The sequence below is a fragment of the Marinomonas foliarum genome (assembly GCF_016906065.1).
Taxonomy (GTDB): Bacteria; Pseudomonadota; Gammaproteobacteria; order Pseudomonadales; family Marinomonadaceae; genus Marinomonas; species Marinomonas foliarum.
Genome location: NZ_CP070273.1, coordinates 489,641 through 509,959 on the forward strand (window position 1 = coordinate 489,641; position 20,319 = coordinate 509,959).

The window sequence follows — 20,319 nt, forward strand, 5'->3', positions numbered from 1 at the left end:
TGTTTTTAAAAAATCACTAATATGACCATTTCGACTTTCCAAATCCCTTAGTCATACTGCCGTGATCCATCATGTCGAGCGGTGGCGGCAATAGTTCCATCGTAATCCGTTGCTCTTCCTCACCCGTAATCGTGATAGGTAGAGCAGCATTGATACCTTGTAGCGTTCTTTCTGTCCACAAAGAAACCGTATCACCTTTTTTTACAGGTAAATTTACTTGGCCATTTTCATCTGTTTTAAATGCTAGTGCATTGTCCGCTACAATAATGTAACCAATCATGTCGTCATGTATATTACAGCCAAGAACTACTAAACCTGGCTCATCAAACAAAATTGGCGCGATTTCAGTGCCTTTATAAAGCTTAATTTCGAATGACTTAGGTTTAGAAAAACTGTAAACGTGGTGTCTTATGTCATCGCTGTTCGGAAAACTAACGTATTGGCCTTTTTGCACAACTAATACACGTGGTACAAAAGATTCATCAATCTGGTCCATAACCGCTATTTTATCAGGCGTACTCATAGATTGGTTAGGAACAGTAATAACAGCATCGGCGACAGGAAGATTATCTTGGTCCAAAACCGTTAACGTAACCTCTGCCCACGCATTAGGGAGGGATAAAAAAAGCATTAGAGCGATCAAATAGCGCATCTTATTTCCTTTTGGTTTAATCGGCTTTGATTTTATTATCCAGCATTTAATATACTGGTCATTAAGCTCGGTGAGATGATTATACTTTATTAATCTTTCTTAAGGTTAAAGTAAAAGCAGGTGTTAACAAATGGAAACAATACGTGAACATATAGAAGTTATTTCCTATAAAGACACAGACAAAGCTCACTTACATGCCCACACACAAATTGTTTTGCCATTGTCTGGGCGGCTAATATTAGAAGTAGAAAACACTCAGCAGGCTGTTCAATTTGGACAGGCTTGTATGATTTCGTCCAATCAAGCTCATACTCACCTTGCTAAAGAAAATAACCACTGCTTGATACTTAACTCTTTACCCGTTTGGGATGACAGCATTCAAACTGAGCAAAGCTTTGTAGAGCTAACAGCGCAAACAACCGCCTATTTACCCTTCCTGGCCAGCTTAGCAGCCGAGCCCAGCAACGAGCTCAGAACCTATCAAGCGTTAAACTTGTTGGAACATTTATTACCCATTCCCCAAGAAAAAATAGTAAAAGCTGATGCACGCTTGGCAAAAGCAAAACACCATCTAGATCACCACTTTCAAAATGCATGGAGTCTTGCTGAGCTCGCAGATTCTGTCCATTTAAGTAGCAGTCAGCTTTCTGTGCTTTTCAAGCGGCATATAGGCATAACACCCAAACAATACCTGCTTCAACGTCGTCTTTCTGAAGCGAAACTATGGCTAACGTCGAGCAACAAAAGCCTCGATTATATTGCGAACAAAGTCGGAATAAGCGATGCCAGTGCCTTAGTACGTTTGTTTATTAAGCACTACGACATCACTCCTGGTCGCTATCGAAACAGCAATTCGTCTTCTTAATCTTCGTCGCTAATTTCTAACGCCATTTCCCAATTGCGAATAAAGCGCTTCTGTTTCGCGTAATCTCTGCCAACCAATAATTGCTGATCAAGCTCAATAACGCCTGTTGGGCCAGGGGCATTGACAACATAGGGATCATTTTGGCTGTTTAAATCAGGCCAAATAGGAAACAGTAAGCCCTGATCTTGCATCATTTTTTGTGAGTTATCCGATAACAAAAAGTCCAAAAACACACCCGCATCTTCGGCATTAGGCGCGCCTTTTGGAATTAAAGCGGCACGCATCAGCATCAGGGTATAATCCTTTGGTAAGATCATTTTCAACCTATCGTCTTCTTGCGCTCTTTGTGAGGCATAAGAACCCAGCAAGTTATAACCCAAGACCAACTTTCCAGATGCGACATCATCAATAATGTCATGTGTACAACAATAGGTTTGTACGTCATGGCTACCAAAGGCCTCTAATAAACGCCCCCAAGTAACATCTGCTTGGCGTGCATCTTGACTCGCCAACAAATACCCCACGCCACTCTGTCGAATATCATAGGTGCCTATGCGCTTTGTCATTGTCTTTTCATTTTGCCGAATAGTTTGTAATAGAGACTGGCGATCTTCTGGCATGTCACCCGGAAAAGCTTTCTTATTAACCAGCATCACAATAGGTTCAAGTGAAAAAGCAAACAATTGATTACGCCACTTAAAACTATCTGGCAGACGATCCGTAAAGCTCGACTGATAACTTTGCGCATAGCCGTCGTTTACCAACTTTAAATGCAAGTCCATAGCACTACTAATAACCAAACTCGCCTGAGGCTTATTGTGCTCCTTGACTGTAAGGTGATACAAATCTAGCGTATTAACATCCCGATAAGCCACTTTTATATAAGGGTACTGGGCCACAAATTCATTTAAAATCGGTTCGAATGAGGCCAAGTCCAACGCAGAATTGATATACAAAACACGCGTAGCGGCACTGTTACCAAACCAGATCGTTTCTGCCGACCATACTTTTCCCAAAAGCATACTGACAATGAGTATAAAACCCCAAAAAGTCTGCTTCATAAAACGCCCTCATTGTATCGAAACTTAGCGAAATCAACCTGGAATGTGGTGCCTTTCGGCTCTGTGTCTACTATTTCAATGCGCGCCGAATGATGATCGACAATGTCTTTCACCATCGCCAAGCCAACGCCACTGCCTGCAATGTCATAACGCCCTCGGTAAAAGCGTTCAAACACTCGTTCTTTTTCTAAATCTGGAATGCCGTCACCATAATCAACCACCTGAATACGATAAAAGCGCTCAAACTCACTTAATTGTACGATCACCTCAGTATCATACTGCTCATCTGATGAGCTGTATCGCACCGCATTTTCGATGAGGTTTTGCATCATTTGCTGAATAGAAAAAGCATCACCTAAAATCATGGTCTCTTTTAAATCACAGTCAAAAGAAAGGCGAACGCCTTTATGCAAAGCCGTCACCGCCTGCTCACGACAAGACGCCTTAATAGGTGGCAGTATATCAATAGGTTCCAATCGGTGTGTTTGCAAACGATGCGAAACCACCGCTTGGTTTAATAATAAGGTCACGGTTTGGCTTAGTGCATCACACTGTTTAACTATGTTATCTAATGCCTGATGCTGACGATCAGAACAAGCAAGGTCTGTGGAATGCTGATCTACAGAATTAATATCGCGTGCATTTTCCGCCAAGGCTTTTAAGCTCGCCAATGGTGTACGCAGCTGATGGGCCGCATCCGCAGTATAATTTTCTAATTGCTCTAAGTTGGTTTGAAGTCGAGCCATAAAATGATTAATAGCGACTTTTAAGTGATGGGTTTCTTTTGGCGTATTAATCTCAATTGGTGTGAGATCTCCCATGGTTCGCTCTTCTAATGCTCGCTCTATGCGATGCAAAGGTCGCAAAACAAGATGACTACCAATGGTAATAAGAGTGATCGCAACCAACGCAATAAACACCACAACCTCAACCGCTTTGTGCGTAATAGAAGACGCCATCGCCTCCCTTGATAATCGCGTCTGCCCTAATACAATTCGCACAGTTTGCGCTGTTTCAGGGTCTGTTAGGTGGCGTTGAATCCAAGCAAAACGCACCATTTCACCAGAATACTCTTGGTTATAAAACTGCATTTGATCTAGTACTGGTGGCTGAGGTGGCTCGCTATTTAAATCCTGATAACCCGTGATAAAGCCCTGCTCAAGGCTTTCTACCTTATAAAACACTCTATCTTCGTCAGCTTGCGCTAAGGTGGCAAAGGCCGACCATGGAATATCAATGCTTACCTCGTTGCGCATTAAGCCAACGTTTTCATCCATTTGCAGCAATGCGCTGCGTAATAAGCGATCGTAAGATAAATCGGCTAACTTCTGGCTATAATCAAAAATCAGGTTAATAGCCAAACCGGCAATAATACTAATCACCAAAAAGCCCGCCAGAATAAAGCGAAAACGTAAGGATGGCGCCTTTCTTAACGCGCTTTGCTCCTCTTCTTCACTGAGGTTTTGGTGATTTAGTGATTTCTGCCACATAACCAATTCCTCTTAGGGTATTTATGGCTAAATCGCCTTTATTCATTTTCTTTCTTAGGCGACCAACATAAAGTTCGATAGCATTCGGACCAGGCGGTTCGTCAAAGTTAAATAAGTGATCTGTTATTTCATCTTTACTCAAGACTCGCCCCAGATGACCTAAAAAGATTTCAAGCAATCGAAACTCTCGGTTGGTAATTGCGGTTAACTCGCCTTCAATAAACACCTGACGACTATCGCGGTTGACCTGTATATTGCCATGTTCTGTGACATTGGCTGCGTAACCTTGCTTACGACGCAGCAAAGCGCGACAACGGGCTTCAAGCTCACCAAAATCAAAAGGCTTCGTTAGATAATCATCCGCCCCTTCATCCAGAAGTCGAATACGGTCTTCAATCTGGTCGCGAGCGGTTAAGATTAATACTGGTGTGTCATCTTCTCGTTGGCGCAACTTCTGTAATAACTGCAATCCAGACAGCCCAGGCAAATTAAGATCTAGCAATATCAAATCAACCGACTGGTATTTGAGTAACTCATCGGCACGTTTGCCATCGCCTATTAGGTCTACAGCGTGCCCTAGGCTAGCCAACCTTTCACAGATTGCCTGCCCTAATACCTGAGTGTCTTCTACGACTAGAATTCGCATAACCTTTCGACCATCGTCTTTATTATTGTAGAAACGACAAAATCCGAGCAGCAGACGCTACTCGAATTTTGTTGTGAGTTACTAACAGTATTACAGGGCTTACGCGTCTTTAACAGACTCTTTTGATTTCTTCATTTTAGCGCGAACAATCGGGCCAACAATGATAGGTAAAACCAAGCCAAGTATTGCAACTGTCCATAAGCCGATACTCAAGCCACTATTGAAAAGCACACTCCAATCACCGTCAGAAAGTACCAACGCGTGACGTAAACTTTTCTCCATTTCAGGTCCAAGCAACATACCCAAAATAATAGGTACTAAAGGAATATCCACCTTACGGAAGATGTAACCTGCTACACCGAAGCCAACCATGAAGTACAAATCCAATGCACTGTGGCTTACAGAGTAAATACCAACAGACGCTACCAAGGTAACAATCGGCATCAAGTATTTAGGCGGAATGCTCAACAATTTAACGAAGATGCCAACCATTGGAATGTTCAATAGTAGTAACACAAGGTTACCGATGAACATCGCAGCAATAACACCCCAAACAAGATCCGCATTCTGTTGGAACAACATAGGGCCTGGAGAGATGTTTAAAGAGATCAACATCGCCAATAACACAGCAGTTGTACCACTACCAGGAACACCTAGTGTCAACATTGGAACAAGCGCACCAGACGCTGCACCATTGTTACCGGCTTCAGGGGCGGCTACACCACGAGGGTCACCTTTACCAAATTCGCCTTTATCAGATACGCGTTTTTCCAAGGTATAACTAATAAAGCTACCCAAAGAAGCACCCGCGCCTGGTAATACACCAGCAACAAAACCTAGCACCGCACCACGGAAAGAAGCAGGAAGTACTTTAATAATGTCTTTCGCAGACAATTTAAGTTTGTTAATAGCAACTTGTTTTAGACCATCACCAGCGTGACGCTCCAAGAAGAACAAGAGTTCACTGATCGCAAACAAACCAACAATCGCGATAATGAAATCAACACCTTCAAACAACTCAAGTGTGTTGAAAGTAAAACGCTGTACGCCAGTAGAAATATCGATACCCACTGTCGCTATCATTAGACCAATTGCCGCTGCCATTAGCGTTTTGAATTGGTTTTTACCTGTAATACCGCCCAAGGTAGCAAAGGCTAATGCAAACAAGGCAAAGTATTCAGAAGGACCAAATCTTAAAGCGAACTTCGCTAAGATCGGCGCAAGAATAACTAAACCAATGGTCGCAATAAAACTACCGATAAAAGAAGCAATTGCAGAGATAGCCAAGGCTTCTGCTGCCTTACCTTTTAACGCCATTGGATAACCGTCTAAACAGGTCATCATGGCAGGCTCGTCACCCGGAATGTTTAACAGGATTGACGAAATACGACCACCATACATGGCACCCGCATAAACCGACGTTAACAAGATAAGAGACGATGTTGGAGATAAGCCCAAGCTGAACGCCAATGGAATCAAAATTGCCACACCATTTGCAGGGCCAAGACCCGGCAATGCACCAATCAAAGTACCTAAAATAGCACCTATAACCGCAAACATAATGCTTTCCGGCGTTAACGCTACCGCAAAGCCTTGCATTAATAAGCTCATAGTATCCATATTAAAACTCCAATAGACCTAGAGGCAGTGCTAATTCAAGCACATTATTGAAAAGGAAGAAGATAACAACAGAGCTTGTCACACCAGTGATAAGGCTCTTCGCGATACTTGCTCCCATACGCCAGCTCAAGAAACTCACGACTAACGCTGCCGCAGGCATAAACCCTATAGGTTCAATCGCCCATGCAAACGCAAGCATAGAAAGAACCACAACACTCAGCTCAAGTAACATTGGAACAGGTGCCCATGCTTCATCAGGATCAGGGCGAACAATCATATAAATAGAACTAATGCCTAAAATGATGGACAGCATGATAGGGAAAGTTTCTGGTCCGACACTTTCGTGTCCACCAAAAGGAATTGGAAATTGTGTTGCTTCCCAGCCGTATGCGACGGCAAGAATTAGCATCAGCATGCCAAACACACGATCATTTATACGCATGTCTCTGCTCCATGTATGTTAATCAAGAGGTGAATAAATAAAAAAACAGGAGGGGAAAGATCCCCTCCAAATAGCGGTCTGAGGTTATTTAATTAGACCGATGTCTTGCGATAAGATTTTGATATCTAAAGTTTGGTTTTTTACGAATTGAGTGAATTCAGCACCAGACTTATGGAACGGCATCAAACCATTTTTAGTCATGATGTCTTTCCATTCCTGAGTTGTGTACAACTCATCAATAGTTTTTACCCACCAATCGTATGATTCTGGACTTGAGTTACCTGGCACGTAAAATCCACGCCAGTTTGGCGCTACAGAATCGATACCTTGTTCCATCGCTGTAGGGATAGAATCAAACGGTGCAGGTAAGCGCTCTTCAGAAAGAACCGCCAAAACGCGTAGGTCGCCAGAATCCATGAAGCCTTTAACTTCTGAGATATCGCCAGTGAACGCATCAACGTGACCACCAACTACTTGTACCAAAGCTTCAGAACCACCACTAAAGGCTAAGTAACGAACTTTTGGCAAGTTTTCAACGTTCGCTTTTTGCGCCGTCATCAAAACTTTTAAATGATCCCAACCACCAGAAGCACTGCCACCTGCGAATTTAACCGCACTTGGGTCTTTCTTAAGTGCATCAAGAACTTGAGTTAGTGAAGTGTATTTTGAATCTTTACCAACAGCGATGATGCCGTAATCAGCACCCAATGTACCAACCCATTTTACTTGGTCAGCATTCATGCCTGGGAATTGGCCTTGAGCAAGGCGAGTCGTCGTTGCTGTACTTGCGGCAACAACAAGGTTGTCATCTTTGTCACGTTTACTGATCGTATGAGCGAAAGCTACACCGCCACCAGCACCCGTCATGTTAACTGTCTGTACGTTACCTTTGAAGTAACCTTGGTCTACTAATACTTTACCAACGCTACGGCAAGTAAAGTCCCACCCACCGCCTGGGTTAGCTGGAGCGATACACTCTCCGCTACGAGCTGGTTCGTAGGCGTAAGCCTGTCCAGCAATAGTCAGTGCTACCGCACCAGAAATTAGAACAGACTTCAAAGAAATGTTATTAAGCATGGTTATCTCCTGCTTGTTATTTTTTTTGTTGTTAGCCTATCAAGCCCTAAATATTAAGATTTAAATAAGCTCGATTTGCTAAACCTTACCTGTCAAACCTGTCACTACCCTGTCACCGATCAATATTTCTTGCTTATTTGTGAGAAAAACAGCGTTTTTTTACAAATCAAAACACGCATTTTTGACAATGCCTTTAATAGACAAGCAAGGTAATCTATCACCCAATCAGACTAGATTAGGATATAGGAAACCACAAGATGACAGCCCACTCACCCCACGCCACGCTTATTGGTAGCATCGCCATTTTACTTTGGAGTACCCTTGCACTGTTTACCACACAAGCCAATTTAGTAGCGCCATTACTCTTGCTCACACTCACTTTTGGTGTGGCAAGCCTATTGTTTTTTATCGTGTATTTAGTCAAAGGCGAACTAAAGTCATCTTGGGAAAACACACCCAAAAGCGCTATTTTCATGGGTGGGTTAGGTTTTTACTTTTACCACTTCTGTTACTTTTATGCGTTTCAGCATGCCCCACCCATCGAAGCGGGGTTAATTGCCTACCTTTGGCCTTTGCTCATTGTATTAATGGCCGGCATGACAAAAGGTAATTCTTTGTCATGGACACATTTGGTGGGCGCAGTGATTGCGTTTATCGGTACAGGCATCATGCTGCAATCAAAAGGGCAAGTAACTGATGTAGAAGGCAATACCGCCTACCATTGGACAGGCTACGCAGCGGCTTTTGCCTGCGCGTTTATTTGGTCGAGCTATTCCGTGGCCAATCGACGTTTTCAAAGCGTTCCGTCTAGCGCAGTACTTTGGTATTGCCTAATCACAACGCTCCTAGCAGGCACATCACACCTCATGATCGAAGCGCAAAGCTGGACTCCTTCGATAGACTTCCCTGCAACAACTTGGGTTGCCATTTTAGGATTAGGCTTTGGACCCGTTGGCATTGCTTTCTTTTGTTGGGACTTTGGCGTTAAAAAAGGCAACCTGTCATTACTCGGTGTACTGTCTTATACCGCCCCCGCCCTATCGACAGCTTGGCTTGGGCTTTTTACCGAAGCGCAACTTACCACTGGGCAAATCATCGCCTGCCTATTAATTACTGCTGGGGCCCTTTTCGCTAGTTTAATGCCAAACAAAAAAATACCCTTGGCGGTTGAAACCAAGGGTATTTGATAGATCACAAAAAATTAAAGCATTAAGCCACTTGGTAAAGCGTACGCGGAATCTTCTGCAAGTAGGCTTCCATTTCCGCCATGCCGTTTGGTTGGTCAACTTTCACTCCCAAATCGCGCATGGTGCTGCCAAAGGCATGCAAGGTGCGGAACAAGTTATGCTCGCGGCATTGCTCGCCCATTTGACCAATACGCACAATAGGCTGACCAAACGACCCAGCAATCTCTACTCGATACATTTCTGAAATATGGCGGCAAATTTGCCCTGCGGTTAAACCGTCAGGAATATTAATCCCCACCACAGAGTTCAAACGAGATTCAGAAGGAATAAACAATGACAGCCCCATTCCTTCAATACCTGCTTGCAACGCTTTAGAACAACGTAAATGGCGAGCAAAGCGATGTTCAAGAGTTTCATCACATACCAGTTTCAATGCTTCATGCAACGCCATGATGCCAGAAACAGGCGCCGTATAATGATAGCCATCATTGTGCCAAAAATTCTCAGCAAGTTGTGCATCAAAGCACCATTGAGCAGTTGGCTTAGTACGGTTTTTCACTGCTGCCCACGCTTCATTAGAAAACACCAACAAAGAAACACCAGGGATAGATGACAAACCTTTTTGCCCACCCGTGATAACAACATCTACCTGCCATTCATCCATTTTCAGCGGCATCGTACTAAGCGTACAAACAGCATCCACAACTACCAAACAACCATAAGATTTAGCGATCTTAGTGATTTCTTCTAATGAATGGTTAAACACCGTATTCGATGTTTCGCCTTGAACTAATGTCAGTACCTTCGGACGCGTTTCTTCGATGGCTTTACGAACTCGCTCTGGGTCAGCCGCTTCATGCACACCAACGTGTAATTCATGAACATCGGCACCAATACGAATCGCCATTTCCGCCATACGATGGCTAAAGAAACCATTATTGATACATAAAATACGCTCGCCTGGTTCCAATAGATTAGCCACCGCCATTTCCATCGCTGCCGAGGCTGGCCCTGCTACACCAAGCACCCATTTAGACTCTGTTTGAAAAACATAACGCGCCATGGTTTTCACTTGTCCGATCACCTGCGCCATGACGCCGCCAAGGTGATTAATCACCACAGAGTTGGCTTTCGCCACGCGCTCAGGAATTGGAACAGGACCAGCACCCATCATCAACAAAGGTTCATGTGGAAGAATTTCGTCTAAAGATTTCACCTGGGGGCGAGGAATACCCATTGGCGATGAAGCAGTCATTTTATGCAACCTAATTAAGTAAGTGTTGAAAAAATATTCCTATAGTAAAAAACCATTATTTACGCTTTTACAGTAGAAAATATCGCGTTTTGCATTTTAACAAAATAATATTTGGCAATAGTACAATATCCCTACCAATAATAAGAGACAGCAAACTGAAAAGAGTGTAATAAACTAGCTGCTTTGATTTTCGCCTTAGATCTGACTGGTTTCCATTTCAACAAGCAGTATTTTTTACTCTGCGAAATCCCCATCAACTGTGCGATAATGCGCGAAATCCCCTATTCAGGACCCAGTTATGATTACTTGTGGTATCGAAATTAAAGGCAGCGAAGTCATTCTTTGCCTTCTGTCTAAGCAAGACGGACTATTCCAAATCGCCGATTGTCGCCAAGTGCGTCACACATTGAGCAACCCAAACGACAGCGAAAGCGTACGTAAATTTCAGTTCATGCTGAAAAAACTGTTTGAAGATTACAAAGTGAAAAGAGCCGTTATTCGTGAACGCCCAACCAAAGGCAAATTCGCTGGCGGCGCGGTAGGCTTTAAAATTGAAGCAGCGATCCAATTGATCGATACGGTTGAAGTAGATTTGTTCAGCGGCGCAAAAGTAAAAGACATCATTCAGCACAACCCAATGCCGATTCCATTCAAAGCAACTGGCTTACGTGCATTCCAAGAAGGCGCCTTCACAGTGGCGTACGCTGCGCTTTCAGAATACATTCCTGAAGTGTAAGTAGTAAGATTTCGTAATAAAAAACGGACGCCATTAAAAGGTGTCCGTTTTTTTATGCTCTTTATTGGATACAAACGACAGAAATGATAAATAACACCGGCTATTTTCTCGATGGCTCGTGCCTTTCATACCTGGGTAAATCTATGTCTAATTCTTCCCAGTTGCCTTTTGAGGTGATGAAGTTATGAGAGATTGGACGTTCAACGATATCACTGTCGATTACCCCTAAACGAATTCTTAACTTGTCCGGCTCTGCTGAGTTTGAACTATAGATTGGCACACCGCATGACGAACAAAAGTATTTCCGCTTACCCTCACTACTTTCGTAATATGTAAGAGTGCCTTTTGCGTCATTAAGCTTGAGGTCTGACCTGTTCACATAACCATTTGTTGCAAACGCACTGCCACTCGCTTTTCGACACAGTGAGCAGTGACAATAGATAGGATCTGTAATTCCACCATGTAGCTCAAACTGGATAGAGCCACACAAACAACTGCCTTTGTACATTTCGCCTCCGTGGGGAAAAATAGATATTTGCTTAACACTCATATAACAGGCGAAGTATCAGCAACGTCCAGCCCGTAGGGCGATTTTTAATGCGCTTGTTATGCATTGGCTACGCACCCACCTTCTTTTAGTACGCGGGTGGTAGATGCCGGGTTGTTTTTAAGTGCAGCTACAGGGCGTATTGGCCGTGACACTAAGTTCCCTCAGACCTTATGATCTGTTCCACTTTCAAGGCAATGCATTTAAATGCTATTTTTCATCTGACACTAAATTCGATAGAGTGACCGGAGAAATCGCAACATGACCAACAATTTCTCCATCAGATTTAGCCACTTTAGAGACCGTCAGCGCTCCCGCACGGCGAAGGGCATCCATAATGAATTGCTCAGTATGATCAGCATGAGGCGCGCTTAAAAACGCCTGTTCTGTGACCTGATGTATTCTCGCGTCATCACCAGATTTTTCGTTACTTACTTCAATATCCAAGCTGGACCTCTTAAACGGGTTAACGCCCGCATAAGGGGCAGCAAAATGTAGCGGCGATTAGTTTAAAGTTGCGAAGCACAAAAACTAAATCGCCGCATAGTTTTGGTGTCGCAGTGAGCGTTTTTCAGCGAACGACTTGATGCGTTTGTTAAGCCTACTTTGTCACCAGCATATAAAACCAAGAACCTTCCAGCCCCAATAGAAATAAGTATGGAAAGAACTGTAGCGCATATCTAGCGCGAATATATAGAGGGAAATACCATGAGTTCTGATAACTACTAGTTAAGTGATTTTTGGCAAAAAGATAATCCATTGGAGAGTGGTTCTCGAAACGCTGAAGCACCGCATCATATTCAGCCACTAACCCATCATAAAAATTTGCATCTGATTTTTCATTTATGTGTCGATGAACTTTTCGGGCGAACGCATTTAACACCATACCACATTGATGCATCCTATCCGCTCTCACTGAAAAGTTGGTCATATTTAGCAAGACAGAAATAACAAGAATAACTATTGCCAAAACTACCTGGATAAAATTTGTGTAGTTACTAGAAAATCTCGTCTCAAGTCCAAATGTTTGTATCAAAGGAACAAATATAAGCCCCATTGAGAAAAACGTTATCGTCCATAAAGATGCGTTATGGTGGTTTTTCAGCCTATCGTGAGCAAAGAAACGACAACAAGCTGTTTTATGAACGCGATCATATAACTCTTCAAAGTGGTTTTCTTTTTCCATGAAGTTTTCCTTGTAGGCTTAACGTCGCAATAAAAGGCGAGCGTTAGCGAGTCCAGCCCACGCTTTTTGTGGGCGATTTTTAATTGCCTTGTTAGCTTTTGGCTGCATTGATTACTCCAGCGCTCTGAATAGCTAAATCCAAATACCTTTCTGCCTCATTCTGGCTTATTGCAAAGTCCGGCATATGCGAAGCTTGATTTCTGATTCTCCGTAGCTGCTCAATTAAATTGATACTTTCAGCTGAAAATTTACCGGAGTTACTTAGGTACTCTACTATCATCTTTGGGTTGGTGCGCTGAATTGTAGTTCCTGAGATTAACCCATTTTTAATAGCTGCTGTTTCTATCAATGTCCATGCTTCCACTACCGCTGCTCTAGGTGAAACCTGAGATATTCTAAAAAGCTGCTCTTTCTGAGATAGGTCTTGACCAGATGATGGAGCACTTGAAGTTGTAATTTGCTTTGCGTTATTTTCCGCCTCAGCCAATTCTCGCTCGAAGTTAGCCTCTACGTCTTTATATTTAAAACTAGACATCCGATTTAAAAGCTGCCTAACTTCTGAGCGAAATATGTAGCCAAGCCAAATTACTGATACTGGCCATGCTAGTGCTTTGATGATTTCTACGAAATGCTCCATATCTCTCCTAGAAAGCTAACATCTATGGACACCCCGATTTTTGCAAGCAAAATCAAGCTTTAACAAGAGTAGTTTTGCAGCCATCTATTCGGATTTTTAGTAAAGCCTTTTTAGCTTTTATCCCTGATGCTATTCCTGCGAAAAACAGCGCTGACTTGGTTCTAATCATTTTGGCGTTTTCAACGAAACGATGTTAGTCCCAGAATTTCCAAGTCACGGTCTTACCTATCTTGTCATCACTCTTTTTTACTCAGCAGAATTTAGTGTGTCACTCTTTTAAATTTAGACCGTTTGAGTCTGATAATTTTGATCTCATACCAATATCAGCCAAGCAATCTATACTAATTAATCCATTACAATATCCTGACAATACAATGAAAAACTAGGTAAAACCATAAGACTTTTAGGGAATTGAAGGCACTCAAGACTAATAACCCCATCTTCCGTCTTCCCCTTGAAGAAAGGGGAAGAGACTTGGCAGCAGTATTAAATATGTTATGCGTTTACTAACAACGGCAGATCACGCTTCGCTCATCGTGCCCTACGAGTAAAAGTGTTTATGTTCAGCAGCGAGGAGCGAAGCAAACGCCAAGAGCGAGGTCAAACGTCAATTTATCAAAGTAACGTCGAGCGGTGGTGTGTGATTTGCTCCAAGCGCCAAGGTGGAAGTCAGGGTCAAAGCTCTGAAAGGCCAAACTAATCCCCCTCCCTCGCCCTCACTTTGAAAGACATAAGGAGAGGAAATAAATACAGTGTCGGGCTAAAGCCGCGACCTACCCTATATATTGGACAAAACAGCGATCGATTTTCAATCAATAAAGCTGTCAATTATGGCGCAGCAAGATAAAAACGCACCAAAACTAGGCGTTTTTAGATGTTCGTTTTCTCGCGATTATGACAAGCAATACGCCACCTAGGACGCTTAGCGTTGCGATGACGAGGTGCATTGTGATGGATTCATTGGCAAAAACTACGCCGCCGATGGTGGCAATAATAGGAACTAGTAGCTGCAACACAGCAGCGATGGAAGCACTAAGATAAGGCAAGACGGCGTACCAGATGGCGTAACCAAGTCCAGACATGATAGCGCCAGAGGTGACGGCGAGAATAATGCCTTCAAGTTGTGCGCTCGGTGCTTGTTCGCCATTAAAAGAAATGACAATCAGCGCGACCAATAACATGGGAATAGTTCTAACAAAGTTAGACGTTGTTGCGAATAAAGGCTTAGCTGAAATTTTTCCTCGCCATGTGTACAAGCCCCATGCCACGCCTGCTAGCGTCATTAAGACAAAGCCCAATAAAGAAGGTGAAGATAAAGTCGGAAGCACTAAATAGACAAAGCCTGCAAAGGCTAACGCCAGCCCTAACCATTCCAACCAAACCAGCTTCTGCCCTGCCCACACGCCAAATAAGATCAAGGTGAGTTGCACGGCACCAAAGAGTATTAAAGCGCCTATGCCTGTTTCTAATGTGACGTAGGCATAAGAAAAGCCTAAGGCATACACAAAGAGCGCCAACGCCGATAACCAACTACCTTCTAGCCATACGGTTTTAACATCATTTCGTTGCTTTTTGAGACACTGAAAAACGCTAAGCAAGACCAAGGTAAATGCGCCGCTGAGCAAGCGCCACGTGGTGAATTGCGCAGGACCAATAAGACCATCGTTCAGCGCCAAACGACACAATACAGAGTTTGCTGCGAATGCCAGCAAAGCCAAAATCACAAAGACACATAAACGTAGCAAACTTGTCATTAATCTGTTCAACAGTCTAGTTAGGCTAGACATGCACCTTAATAGGAAAAGCACCACTTTTACGCACTGGCACCAGATTTGCAAGCTTCATACTAACGTTCATCAGCAGCATTTTGATGGACCCAACAAGGAATAGAGATGACAACACTTTTGATTTTTACCGATTTAGATGGCACCTTGCTCGATCATCATACTTACAGTTTTAAGCCAGCATTGGCTGCTCTTCAGTCATTAAAGACTTTTTCCATCCCTTGTATTATCAATACCAGCAAGACATTTGCAGAGCTTGCCTCCCTTAGAAAAGAGCTCAATCACCAAGACGCTTTTATCGTAGAAAACGGCTCTGCGGTATATATTCCAAAAAACACATCTATTTTAATTGATGAACAACTAGAAGATTGCGGCGACTACTGGTGCAAGTCATTCGGCCCCAAACGCGACGAACTCATCAAACTGACTAACGATAAACAAGACAAATACACCTTTAAGCGCTTTAGCGATATGACCTATCAAGAGCTCATGTCCATTACGGGTCTAAATAGCACGAATGCGCAATTGGCGATGCAGCGAGAATTCACTGAACCCATGGTTTGGACAGACTCGAATCTTGCTCTTAGCGCGCTTCGTGATGATCTTGCTCCGCATGACGTGCAGATCCAAAAAGGCGGACGCTTCGCGCATTTAATGGGCAAACACTGTGACAAAGCCAACGCCATGTTATGGCTGAAAGAATTATATGACGAACAAAGCGACGTTGAGGTGATCACTATGGCGTTGGGCGACGGTGAAAATGACATCGGCATGCTGAGCCAAGCTGATATTCCTGTCGTCATTCGCTCACCAGTGCATGCGCCACCTGAAATTCCAAACCGCAGTGACGCTTGGTTAACCGATGCTTATGGACCAGAAGGCTGGGCTCAGGCGATTAATTTACAACTCACTAAACAAGGTATTTTGTAAGCCACGAAAAGAACAATAAACACACCATTATTACGACTTTAGGAGAATTACTATGGGCGATTTTCATCAGAACGGTATCATCACCACGCTTCACAATCTGGCACACCGCCCGTTAGAAGAAATGGAAAAAGAGCTGTGTGAGTTTGCGAAAACGCGCCCAATGTCACTTATCCTGCCTTGTCTGTATTCTGAATTAGAAACAGACGCTATGCCGAATATTTTGAAACACTTGCAGCAAGTTCCCTACTTGTCTGAAATTATCATTGGCTTGGACAGAGCCACAGAAGAGCAATACCGTCACGCCTTAGAATTTTTCAGCGTGTTACCGCAAAATGTAAAAGTACTGTGGAATGATGGCCCCCGCCTAAGAGAAATTGACAGTGTATTAAAAGGCGAACATCTTTCACCATCTGATCCTGGCAAAGGCCGTAACGTTTGGTTCTGTATGGGCTATAACTTGGCGGCAGGCAAAGCCGAATCGATTGCCATGCACGACTGTGATATCGTCACTTATGACCGTGAATTATTGGCGCGCCTTATTTACCCTGTGGCGAACCCGAATTTTAACTATGAATTCTGTAAGGGCTTTTATGCCCGCGCCGCCAATGGCAAGATGAATGGACGCGTCAGTCGTTTGTTGGTCACGCCCTTACTTTGCTCATTGAAAAAAGTTTTTGGCCATTTAGATTATTTGGATTATTTAGACAGCTATCGCTACCCGCTGGCTGGTGAGTTTTCGTTCCGCCGTGATGTGATGACAGATTTGCGTATTCCAAGTGATTGGGGCTTAGAAATTGGCGTACTAAGTGAGATGTACCGCAACTACTCGACCAACCGTTTGTGTCAGGTAGACATTGCCGATATTTATGATCACAAACATCAGGATTTATCTGCAGATAACGACGATGGCGGTCTATCTAAAATGTCGATCGATATCACCAAAGCAATTTTTCGGAAGTTGGCGACAAACGGTACTATCTTTAATCAAGAAACATTCCGAACCATTAAAGCAACTTACTATCGTGTCGCGTTGGATTTCATTGAAACCTACAAAAACGACGCTGAAATTAATGGTTTAAAATTGGACGTGCATTCTGAAGAACAAGCCGTCGAACTGTTCGCTAGTAACATTATGAAAGCAGGTAACCACTATTTAGACAACCCAATGGAAACGCCTTTTATACCTAGTTGGAACCGCGTTTTAAGTGCTTTTCCTGGGGTGATGTCACAGCTTGCTCAAGCTGTTGAGTTAGATATGGCTGAATATGGACCTAAAAAATAGCCCCCTAAGAATAGAGCTGTCAGCAAAAAATTAGATCATCAAGGTGACGCGACTTGTGCAAAGGACGTCACACTATGTTGCTTTTCAACCACTTACAAAAAAGATTGGTAGGTAAATATGGAAAACGCACCTTTGTCGCACCTAGAGCAGCGACTCATAGCGCATTTACAGGTAATTTATCCGAACTTAGATACCAAAGACCTAGCTGACAAATGCTTAGCGATGTTTCACCTAGATCCAATGACTGAGTCCCCTCGCCCGCACAGAAACTTGTGGGACCAGTCGGATATTATGCTGATTACCTACGCTGACACCTTGCGACAAAAAGACGAAGCACCGTTAGAAACCTTACATAAGTTCGTTAAAAATAAGCTTTCAGACTGCATCTCTGCAGTGCATTTGCTGCCATTTTTCCCTTACAGTTCCGATGATGGTTTTAGTGTCATGGATTACACCACGGTGAACCCATCTTGTGGTCGTTGGGAAAACATCGTTAATTTATCAAAAGACTTCAAAGTCATGGGCGATCTGGTTATAAACCATTGTTCGAGCCGAAGCCTATGGTTTGAAAACTTTAAAGCGGGTGTTAATCCAGGCGCTAACTTCTTTTACGAAGCAGACCCAAATGCCGATTTAAGTGCTGTTGTTCGCCCTAGAACCTCACCTTTGTTACGAGAAGTACAAACCCAAAATGGTGAAAAGCATGTTTGGTGTACCTTTAGCCACGACCAAATCGACCTGAATTTTGAAAAGCCAGAAGTGCTGTTGGAATTCTTACGCATCATTCACCTTTATCTCGAAAAAGGCATTCGTTGGTTCCGTCTAGATGCTGTGGCATTTCTTTGGAAGATACCAGGCACAAGCTGTATAAACCTACCGCAAACTCATGAAATCATTCGTTTACTCCGACTCATGATTGAGCATTATGCGCCAGACTCCGTCATCATTACCGAAACTAATATTCCTAATCAGGAGAATTTAACCTACTTTGGTAACGCCAACGAAGCCCATTTGATCTACAACTTCTCCTTACCACCTCTGCTAATTAACAGCTTGGTCACAGGCAATTGCAGCCACTTAAAACAATGGCTAATGAGCATGCCACCAGCACAGCAAGGCACTACTTATCTTAACTTCCTCGCTTCCCATGATGGGATCGGCCTACGCCCAACCGAGGGGCTCTTATCGGAATGGGAACTGGAAACCCTGATTAACACCATGAAACGCTTTGGTGGCAAAATTAGCTCACGTACTACGCCGCAAGGTGAAGCTAAGCCGTATGAAATTAACATCAGCCTTTGGAACGCTTTTTCTGGGTCGGCGCTGCATGGGCCAGATAAATGGCAGTTCGCTCGCTTCCTTTGCGCGGCTGGCGTCATGATGGCTTTGGAAGGCGTGCCTGCTTTTTATATTCACAGCCTGTTTGGTACAGAAAACGATTTGGAGCGCGTGAACAATACAGGGCATTTCCGCTCTATCAATCGCCACATTTGGGATATGGAGGATTTGAACCATGTTCTTAACACCCCAACCCATCACCAAAAAGTCTTCCAGAGCATCACTAAGTTGACTCAAATTCGTCGTGCTCAGCCCGCTTTTCACCCTAATGCAACTCAGTATATTTTACACATGGGTGAAAACCTGTTTGCCTTCTGGCGTCAAAGCCTAGACCGTAGACAAAGTTTATTTGCGGTCTATAACATGACAGATCAACCACAACACTTTAATTTGTCTGAACTAAACCTGATTGCCACAGACATTTGGACAGATCTTGTTTCTGAGCAGGTATATGAAGACCATTTAGGTAAAGTCACTCTAATGCCGTATCAGTTTGTTTGGCTAGCGAACAAAAAAGGAAAAGTAAAAACCAGCTGATTACCTGTTTCATATTCAGCAACGTATCGTATCTCGTTTTAGTAACAACACTTACCTATAAAAGTGAGACAATGATAACCATTATCAAATAACGATAATGGTTATTTTTATTTCAAGACTCATAAATAGGTAATTGTGAAGATGACAAAGTTAAAACAAATATTAGCCATAGGGACATTGGTTGCATTTAGTCAGCTATCAACCGCTGAAACGAGATTACCAACCGCCGCTGTTTTTGATCTTGGTAGCTTAGACACCATGGCAGAGCTAGGTCTTGAAAGCCAAGTTACAGGCGTTCCTAAACAAATGATTCCTGAGTATTTACAACAGTTTAACAACGCAAGCTATAGCGACATTGGTGGCTTAAAATCGCCAGACTTAACAGCACTAAGCACAGTTAACCCAGACCTTATCATTATTACTGGACGCCAAGCAGGCAAGAAAGACGAGCTGGCTAAAATTAGCGCGGTAAAACAAGTCAACATGTCAGGGGAAAACTATTGGCATGATCTTAGTGACAACGTCAATTCGATTGCCACACTATTTCATGTTCAAGACAGAGCAGATAAAGCCCTTGCGGATTTGAAAGGCTACATAAAATCCACCAAGAAAACCCTAAATAAAGACACAACGGTTCTGATTGTTACTCATAACAGCGGTTCTTTAGGGCTACGAGAAGACGCCATTAGCAGCCAGCTTTTGGGTTTGAAAACAGCAAACATCCCAACTCATGTAAAATCCCATACGCGAGGCACTCGAACATTTACACCACTTACCATTAGTGATATCGCTGAAACAAACCCGACAACCTTATTTATCGTTGACCGCAGCGAAGCTATTGGCAATACAAACGAAGCGCTCGACATAAATAAATTAAAAGCAGATCTTGCCGCCCAAGGTGCGGGCTCTATTAAAGTCACGTATTTATCGCCTAAGCTTTGGTACTTATCCGGTAACGGTTTGCAAAGCGTGCGTATGCAGGTAAAAGAAATCGCTGAAGGTCTGTAAGACTGAGTCCGACAGGCCATTCCAAATACAAAAAATCCC

Annotated in this window: 20 protein-coding genes; 7 read left to right on the forward strand and 13 right to left on the reverse strand. The window is 43.2% G+C overall.

Features of this window, described 5'->3' with window-relative positions; all coding sequences use genetic code 11:
* Window positions 1-16 precede the first annotated feature (16 nt).
* Window positions 17-652 carry a methylamine utilization protein gene (locus JSY38_RS02300; RefSeq protein ID WP_205115066.1) on the reverse strand — a complete coding sequence of 212 codons (636 nt, stop codon included), beginning with the start codon at window positions 650-652 and terminating at the stop codon, window positions 17-19.
* A 130-nt stretch (window positions 653-782) separates the two neighbouring features.
* On the opposite strand from JSY38_RS02300, the gene JSY38_RS02305 reads away from it, so the two are divergent.
* Window positions 783-1,517: a helix-turn-helix domain-containing protein gene (locus JSY38_RS02305; RefSeq protein ID WP_239544205.1), complete on the forward strand. Its 735-nt coding sequence runs from the start codon at window positions 783-785 to the stop codon at window positions 1,515-1,517.
* Here the strand turns inward: JSY38_RS02305 and JSY38_RS02310 are convergent.
* From JSY38_RS02310 to JSY38_RS02335, 6 genes are all read right to left on the reverse strand, one after another.
* Window positions 1,514-2,578 carry an ABC transporter substrate-binding protein gene (locus tag JSY38_RS02310; RefSeq protein WP_205115068.1) on the reverse strand — a complete coding sequence of 355 codons (1,065 nt, stop codon included), beginning with the start codon at window positions 2,576-2,578 and terminating at the stop codon, window positions 1,514-1,516. The two genes, JSY38_RS02305 and JSY38_RS02310, sit on opposite strands and share 4 nt — an antisense overlap.
* The gene (locus JSY38_RS02315; protein ID WP_205115069.1) at window positions 2,575-4,068 is read right to left on the reverse strand and encodes a sensor histidine kinase; all 1,494 of its coding nucleotides are present in this window, start codon (window positions 4,066-4,068) and stop codon (window positions 2,575-2,577) included. The genes JSY38_RS02310 and JSY38_RS02315 overlap by 4 nt, the downstream gene beginning before the upstream one ends.
* Window positions 4,031-4,714, reverse strand: coding sequence for a response regulator transcription factor (locus JSY38_RS02320; protein WP_114410822.1), 684 nt, complete (start codon window positions 4,712-4,714; stop codon window positions 4,031-4,033). Before JSY38_RS02320 ends, JSY38_RS02315 begins: the two co-directional genes overlap by 38 nt.
* A gap of 99 nt (window positions 4,715-4,813) precedes the next feature.
* Window positions 4,814-6,334, reverse strand: a complete 1,521-nt coding sequence (locus JSY38_RS02325; protein WP_114410823.1) for a tripartite tricarboxylate transporter permease — start codon at window positions 6,332-6,334, stop codon at window positions 4,814-4,816.
* 1 nt (window position 6,335) lies between these two features.
* Complete coding sequence (locus tag JSY38_RS02330) at window positions 6,336-6,776, reverse strand: tripartite tricarboxylate transporter TctB family protein (protein ID WP_114410824.1); 441 nt, start codon at window positions 6,774-6,776, stop codon at window positions 6,336-6,338.
* A gap of 84 nt (window positions 6,777-6,860) precedes the next feature.
* The gene (locus tag JSY38_RS02335; protein WP_114410825.1) at window positions 6,861-7,853 is read right to left on the reverse strand and encodes a Bug family tripartite tricarboxylate transporter substrate binding protein; all 993 of its coding nucleotides are present in this window, start codon (window positions 7,851-7,853) and stop codon (window positions 6,861-6,863) included.
* Window positions 7,854-8,110: 257 nt separating this feature from the next.
* On the opposite strand from JSY38_RS02335, the gene yddG reads away from it, so the two are divergent.
* On the forward strand, window positions 8,111-9,040 hold the full coding sequence (yddG, locus tag JSY38_RS02340) for an aromatic amino acid exporter YddG (protein WP_205115070.1): 930 nt from the start codon (window positions 8,111-8,113) through the stop codon (window positions 9,038-9,040).
* 22 nt (window positions 9,041-9,062) lie between these two features.
* Here yddG and JSY38_RS02345 read toward each other — a convergent pair whose 3' ends face one another.
* Window positions 9,063-10,295, reverse strand: coding sequence for a pyridoxal-phosphate-dependent aminotransferase family protein (locus JSY38_RS02345; protein ID WP_114410827.1), 1,233 nt, complete (start codon window positions 10,293-10,295; stop codon window positions 9,063-9,065).
* Between the two features lie 298 nt (window positions 10,296-10,593).
* Here JSY38_RS02345 and JSY38_RS02350 point away from each other — a divergent pair, with 298 nt between their 5' ends.
* Window positions 10,594-11,031, forward strand: coding sequence for a DUF3010 family protein (locus JSY38_RS02350; protein ID WP_205115071.1), 438 nt, complete (start codon window positions 10,594-10,596; stop codon window positions 11,029-11,031).
* A 100-nt stretch (window positions 11,032-11,131) separates the two neighbouring features.
* Here JSY38_RS02350 and JSY38_RS02355 read toward each other — a convergent pair whose 3' ends face one another.
* From JSY38_RS02355 to JSY38_RS02375, 5 genes are all read right to left on the reverse strand, one after another.
* Window positions 11,132-11,539 carry a GFA family protein gene (locus JSY38_RS02355; RefSeq protein WP_205115072.1) on the reverse strand — a complete coding sequence of 136 codons (408 nt, stop codon included), beginning with the start codon at window positions 11,537-11,539 and terminating at the stop codon, window positions 11,132-11,134.
* 249 nt (window positions 11,540-11,788) lie between these two features.
* A complete protein-coding gene (locus tag JSY38_RS02360) occupies window positions 11,789-12,025 on the reverse strand; it encodes a GNAT family N-acetyltransferase (RefSeq protein WP_205115073.1) in 237 nt (78 codons plus the stop codon).
* A 154-nt stretch (window positions 12,026-12,179) separates the two neighbouring features.
* On the reverse strand, window positions 12,180-12,764 hold the full coding sequence (locus JSY38_RS02365; protein ID WP_205115074.1) for an SLATT domain-containing protein: 585 nt from the start codon (window positions 12,762-12,764) through the stop codon (window positions 12,180-12,182).
* A 91-nt stretch (window positions 12,765-12,855) separates the two neighbouring features.
* The gene (locus JSY38_RS02370; RefSeq protein WP_205115075.1) at window positions 12,856-13,401 is read right to left on the reverse strand and encodes a hypothetical protein; all 546 of its coding nucleotides are present in this window, start codon (window positions 13,399-13,401) and stop codon (window positions 12,856-12,858) included.
* 860 nt (window positions 13,402-14,261) lie between these two features.
* Window positions 14,262-15,155: a DMT family transporter gene (locus JSY38_RS02375; protein ID WP_205115077.1), complete on the reverse strand. Its 894-nt coding sequence runs from the start codon at window positions 15,153-15,155 to the stop codon at window positions 14,262-14,264.
* 138 nt (window positions 15,156-15,293) lie between these two features.
* On the opposite strand from JSY38_RS02375, the gene JSY38_RS02380 reads away from it, so the two are divergent.
* The 4 genes from JSY38_RS02380 to JSY38_RS02395 all read left to right on the forward strand — a co-directional run bounded on the left by JSY38_RS02380 (window position 15,294) and on the right by JSY38_RS02395 (window position 20,280).
* Window positions 15,294-16,115 carry an HAD-IIB family hydrolase gene (locus JSY38_RS02380; RefSeq protein ID WP_205115079.1) on the forward strand — a complete coding sequence of 274 codons (822 nt, stop codon included), beginning with the start codon at window positions 15,294-15,296 and terminating at the stop codon, window positions 16,113-16,115.
* Between the two features lie 52 nt (window positions 16,116-16,167).
* Window positions 16,168-17,397: a glycosyltransferase family protein gene (locus JSY38_RS02385; RefSeq protein ID WP_110573411.1), complete on the forward strand. Its 1,230-nt coding sequence runs from the start codon at window positions 16,168-16,170 to the stop codon at window positions 17,395-17,397.
* Window positions 17,398-17,514: 117 nt separating this feature from the next.
* Window positions 17,515-19,272: an alpha-amylase family glycosyl hydrolase gene (locus JSY38_RS02390; protein WP_114410835.1), complete on the forward strand. Its 1,758-nt coding sequence runs from the start codon at window positions 17,515-17,517 to the stop codon at window positions 19,270-19,272.
* A gap of 141 nt (window positions 19,273-19,413) precedes the next feature.
* Window positions 19,414-20,280, forward strand: a complete 867-nt coding sequence (locus tag JSY38_RS02395; protein ID WP_205115080.1) for an ABC transporter substrate-binding protein — start codon at window positions 19,414-19,416, stop codon at window positions 20,278-20,280.
* Window positions 20,281-20,319 lie beyond the last annotated feature (39 nt).

Bases quoted from the DNA above. Each gene is read 5' to 3' on its own strand.
- JSY38_RS02300 (WP_205115066.1), bottom strand. From the start codon at position 652: ATGCGCTATTTGATCGCTCTAATGCTTTTTTTATCCCTCCCTAATGCG.
- JSY38_RS02305 (WP_239544205.1), top strand. From the start codon at position 783: ATGGAAACAATACGTGAACATATAGAAGTTATTTCCTATAAAGACACA.
- JSY38_RS02310 (WP_205115068.1), bottom strand. From the start codon at position 2,578: ATGAAGCAGACTTTTTGGGGTTTTATACTCATTGTCAGTATGCTTTTG.
- JSY38_RS02315 (WP_205115069.1), bottom strand. From the start codon at position 4,068: ATGTGGCAGAAATCACTAAATCACCAAAACCTCAGTGAAGAAGAGGAG.
- JSY38_RS02320 (WP_114410822.1), bottom strand. From the start codon at position 4,714: ATGCGAATTCTAGTCGTAGAAGACACTCAGGTATTAGGGCAGGCAATC.
- JSY38_RS02325 (WP_114410823.1), bottom strand. From the start codon at position 6,334: ATGGATACTATGAGCTTATTAATGCAAGGCTTTGCGGTAGCGTTAACG.
- JSY38_RS02330 (WP_114410824.1), bottom strand. From the start codon at position 6,776: ATGCGTATAAATGATCGTGTGTTTGGCATGCTGATGCTAATTCTTGCC.
- JSY38_RS02335 (WP_114410825.1), bottom strand. From the start codon at position 7,853: ATGCTTAATAACATTTCTTTGAAGTCTGTTCTAATTTCTGGTGCGGTA.
- yddG (WP_205115070.1), top strand. From the start codon at position 8,111: ATGACAGCCCACTCACCCCACGCCACGCTTATTGGTAGCATCGCCATT.
- JSY38_RS02345 (WP_114410827.1), bottom strand. From the start codon at position 10,295: ATGACTGCTTCATCGCCAATGGGTATTCCTCGCCCCCAGGTGAAATCT.
- JSY38_RS02350 (WP_205115071.1), top strand. From the start codon at position 10,594: ATGATTACTTGTGGTATCGAAATTAAAGGCAGCGAAGTCATTCTTTGC.
- JSY38_RS02355 (WP_205115072.1), bottom strand. From the start codon at position 11,539: ATGTACAAAGGCAGTTGTTTGTGTGGCTCTATCCAGTTTGAGCTACAT.
- JSY38_RS02365 (WP_205115074.1), bottom strand. From the start codon at position 12,764: ATGGAAAAAGAAAACCACTTTGAAGAGTTATATGATCGCGTTCATAAA.
- JSY38_RS02370 (WP_205115075.1), bottom strand. From the start codon at position 13,401: ATGGAGCATTTCGTAGAAATCATCAAAGCACTAGCATGGCCAGTATCA.
- JSY38_RS02375 (WP_205115077.1), bottom strand. From the start codon at position 15,155: ATGACAAGTTTGCTACGTTTATGTGTCTTTGTGATTTTGGCTTTGCTG.
- JSY38_RS02380 (WP_205115079.1), top strand. From the start codon at position 15,294: ATGACAACACTTTTGATTTTTACCGATTTAGATGGCACCTTGCTCGAT.
- JSY38_RS02385 (WP_110573411.1), top strand. From the start codon at position 16,168: ATGGGCGATTTTCATCAGAACGGTATCATCACCACGCTTCACAATCTG.
- JSY38_RS02390 (WP_114410835.1), top strand. From the start codon at position 17,515: ATGGAAAACGCACCTTTGTCGCACCTAGAGCAGCGACTCATAGCGCAT.
- JSY38_RS02395 (WP_205115080.1), top strand. From the start codon at position 19,414: ATGACAAAGTTAAAACAAATATTAGCCATAGGGACATTGGTTGCATTT.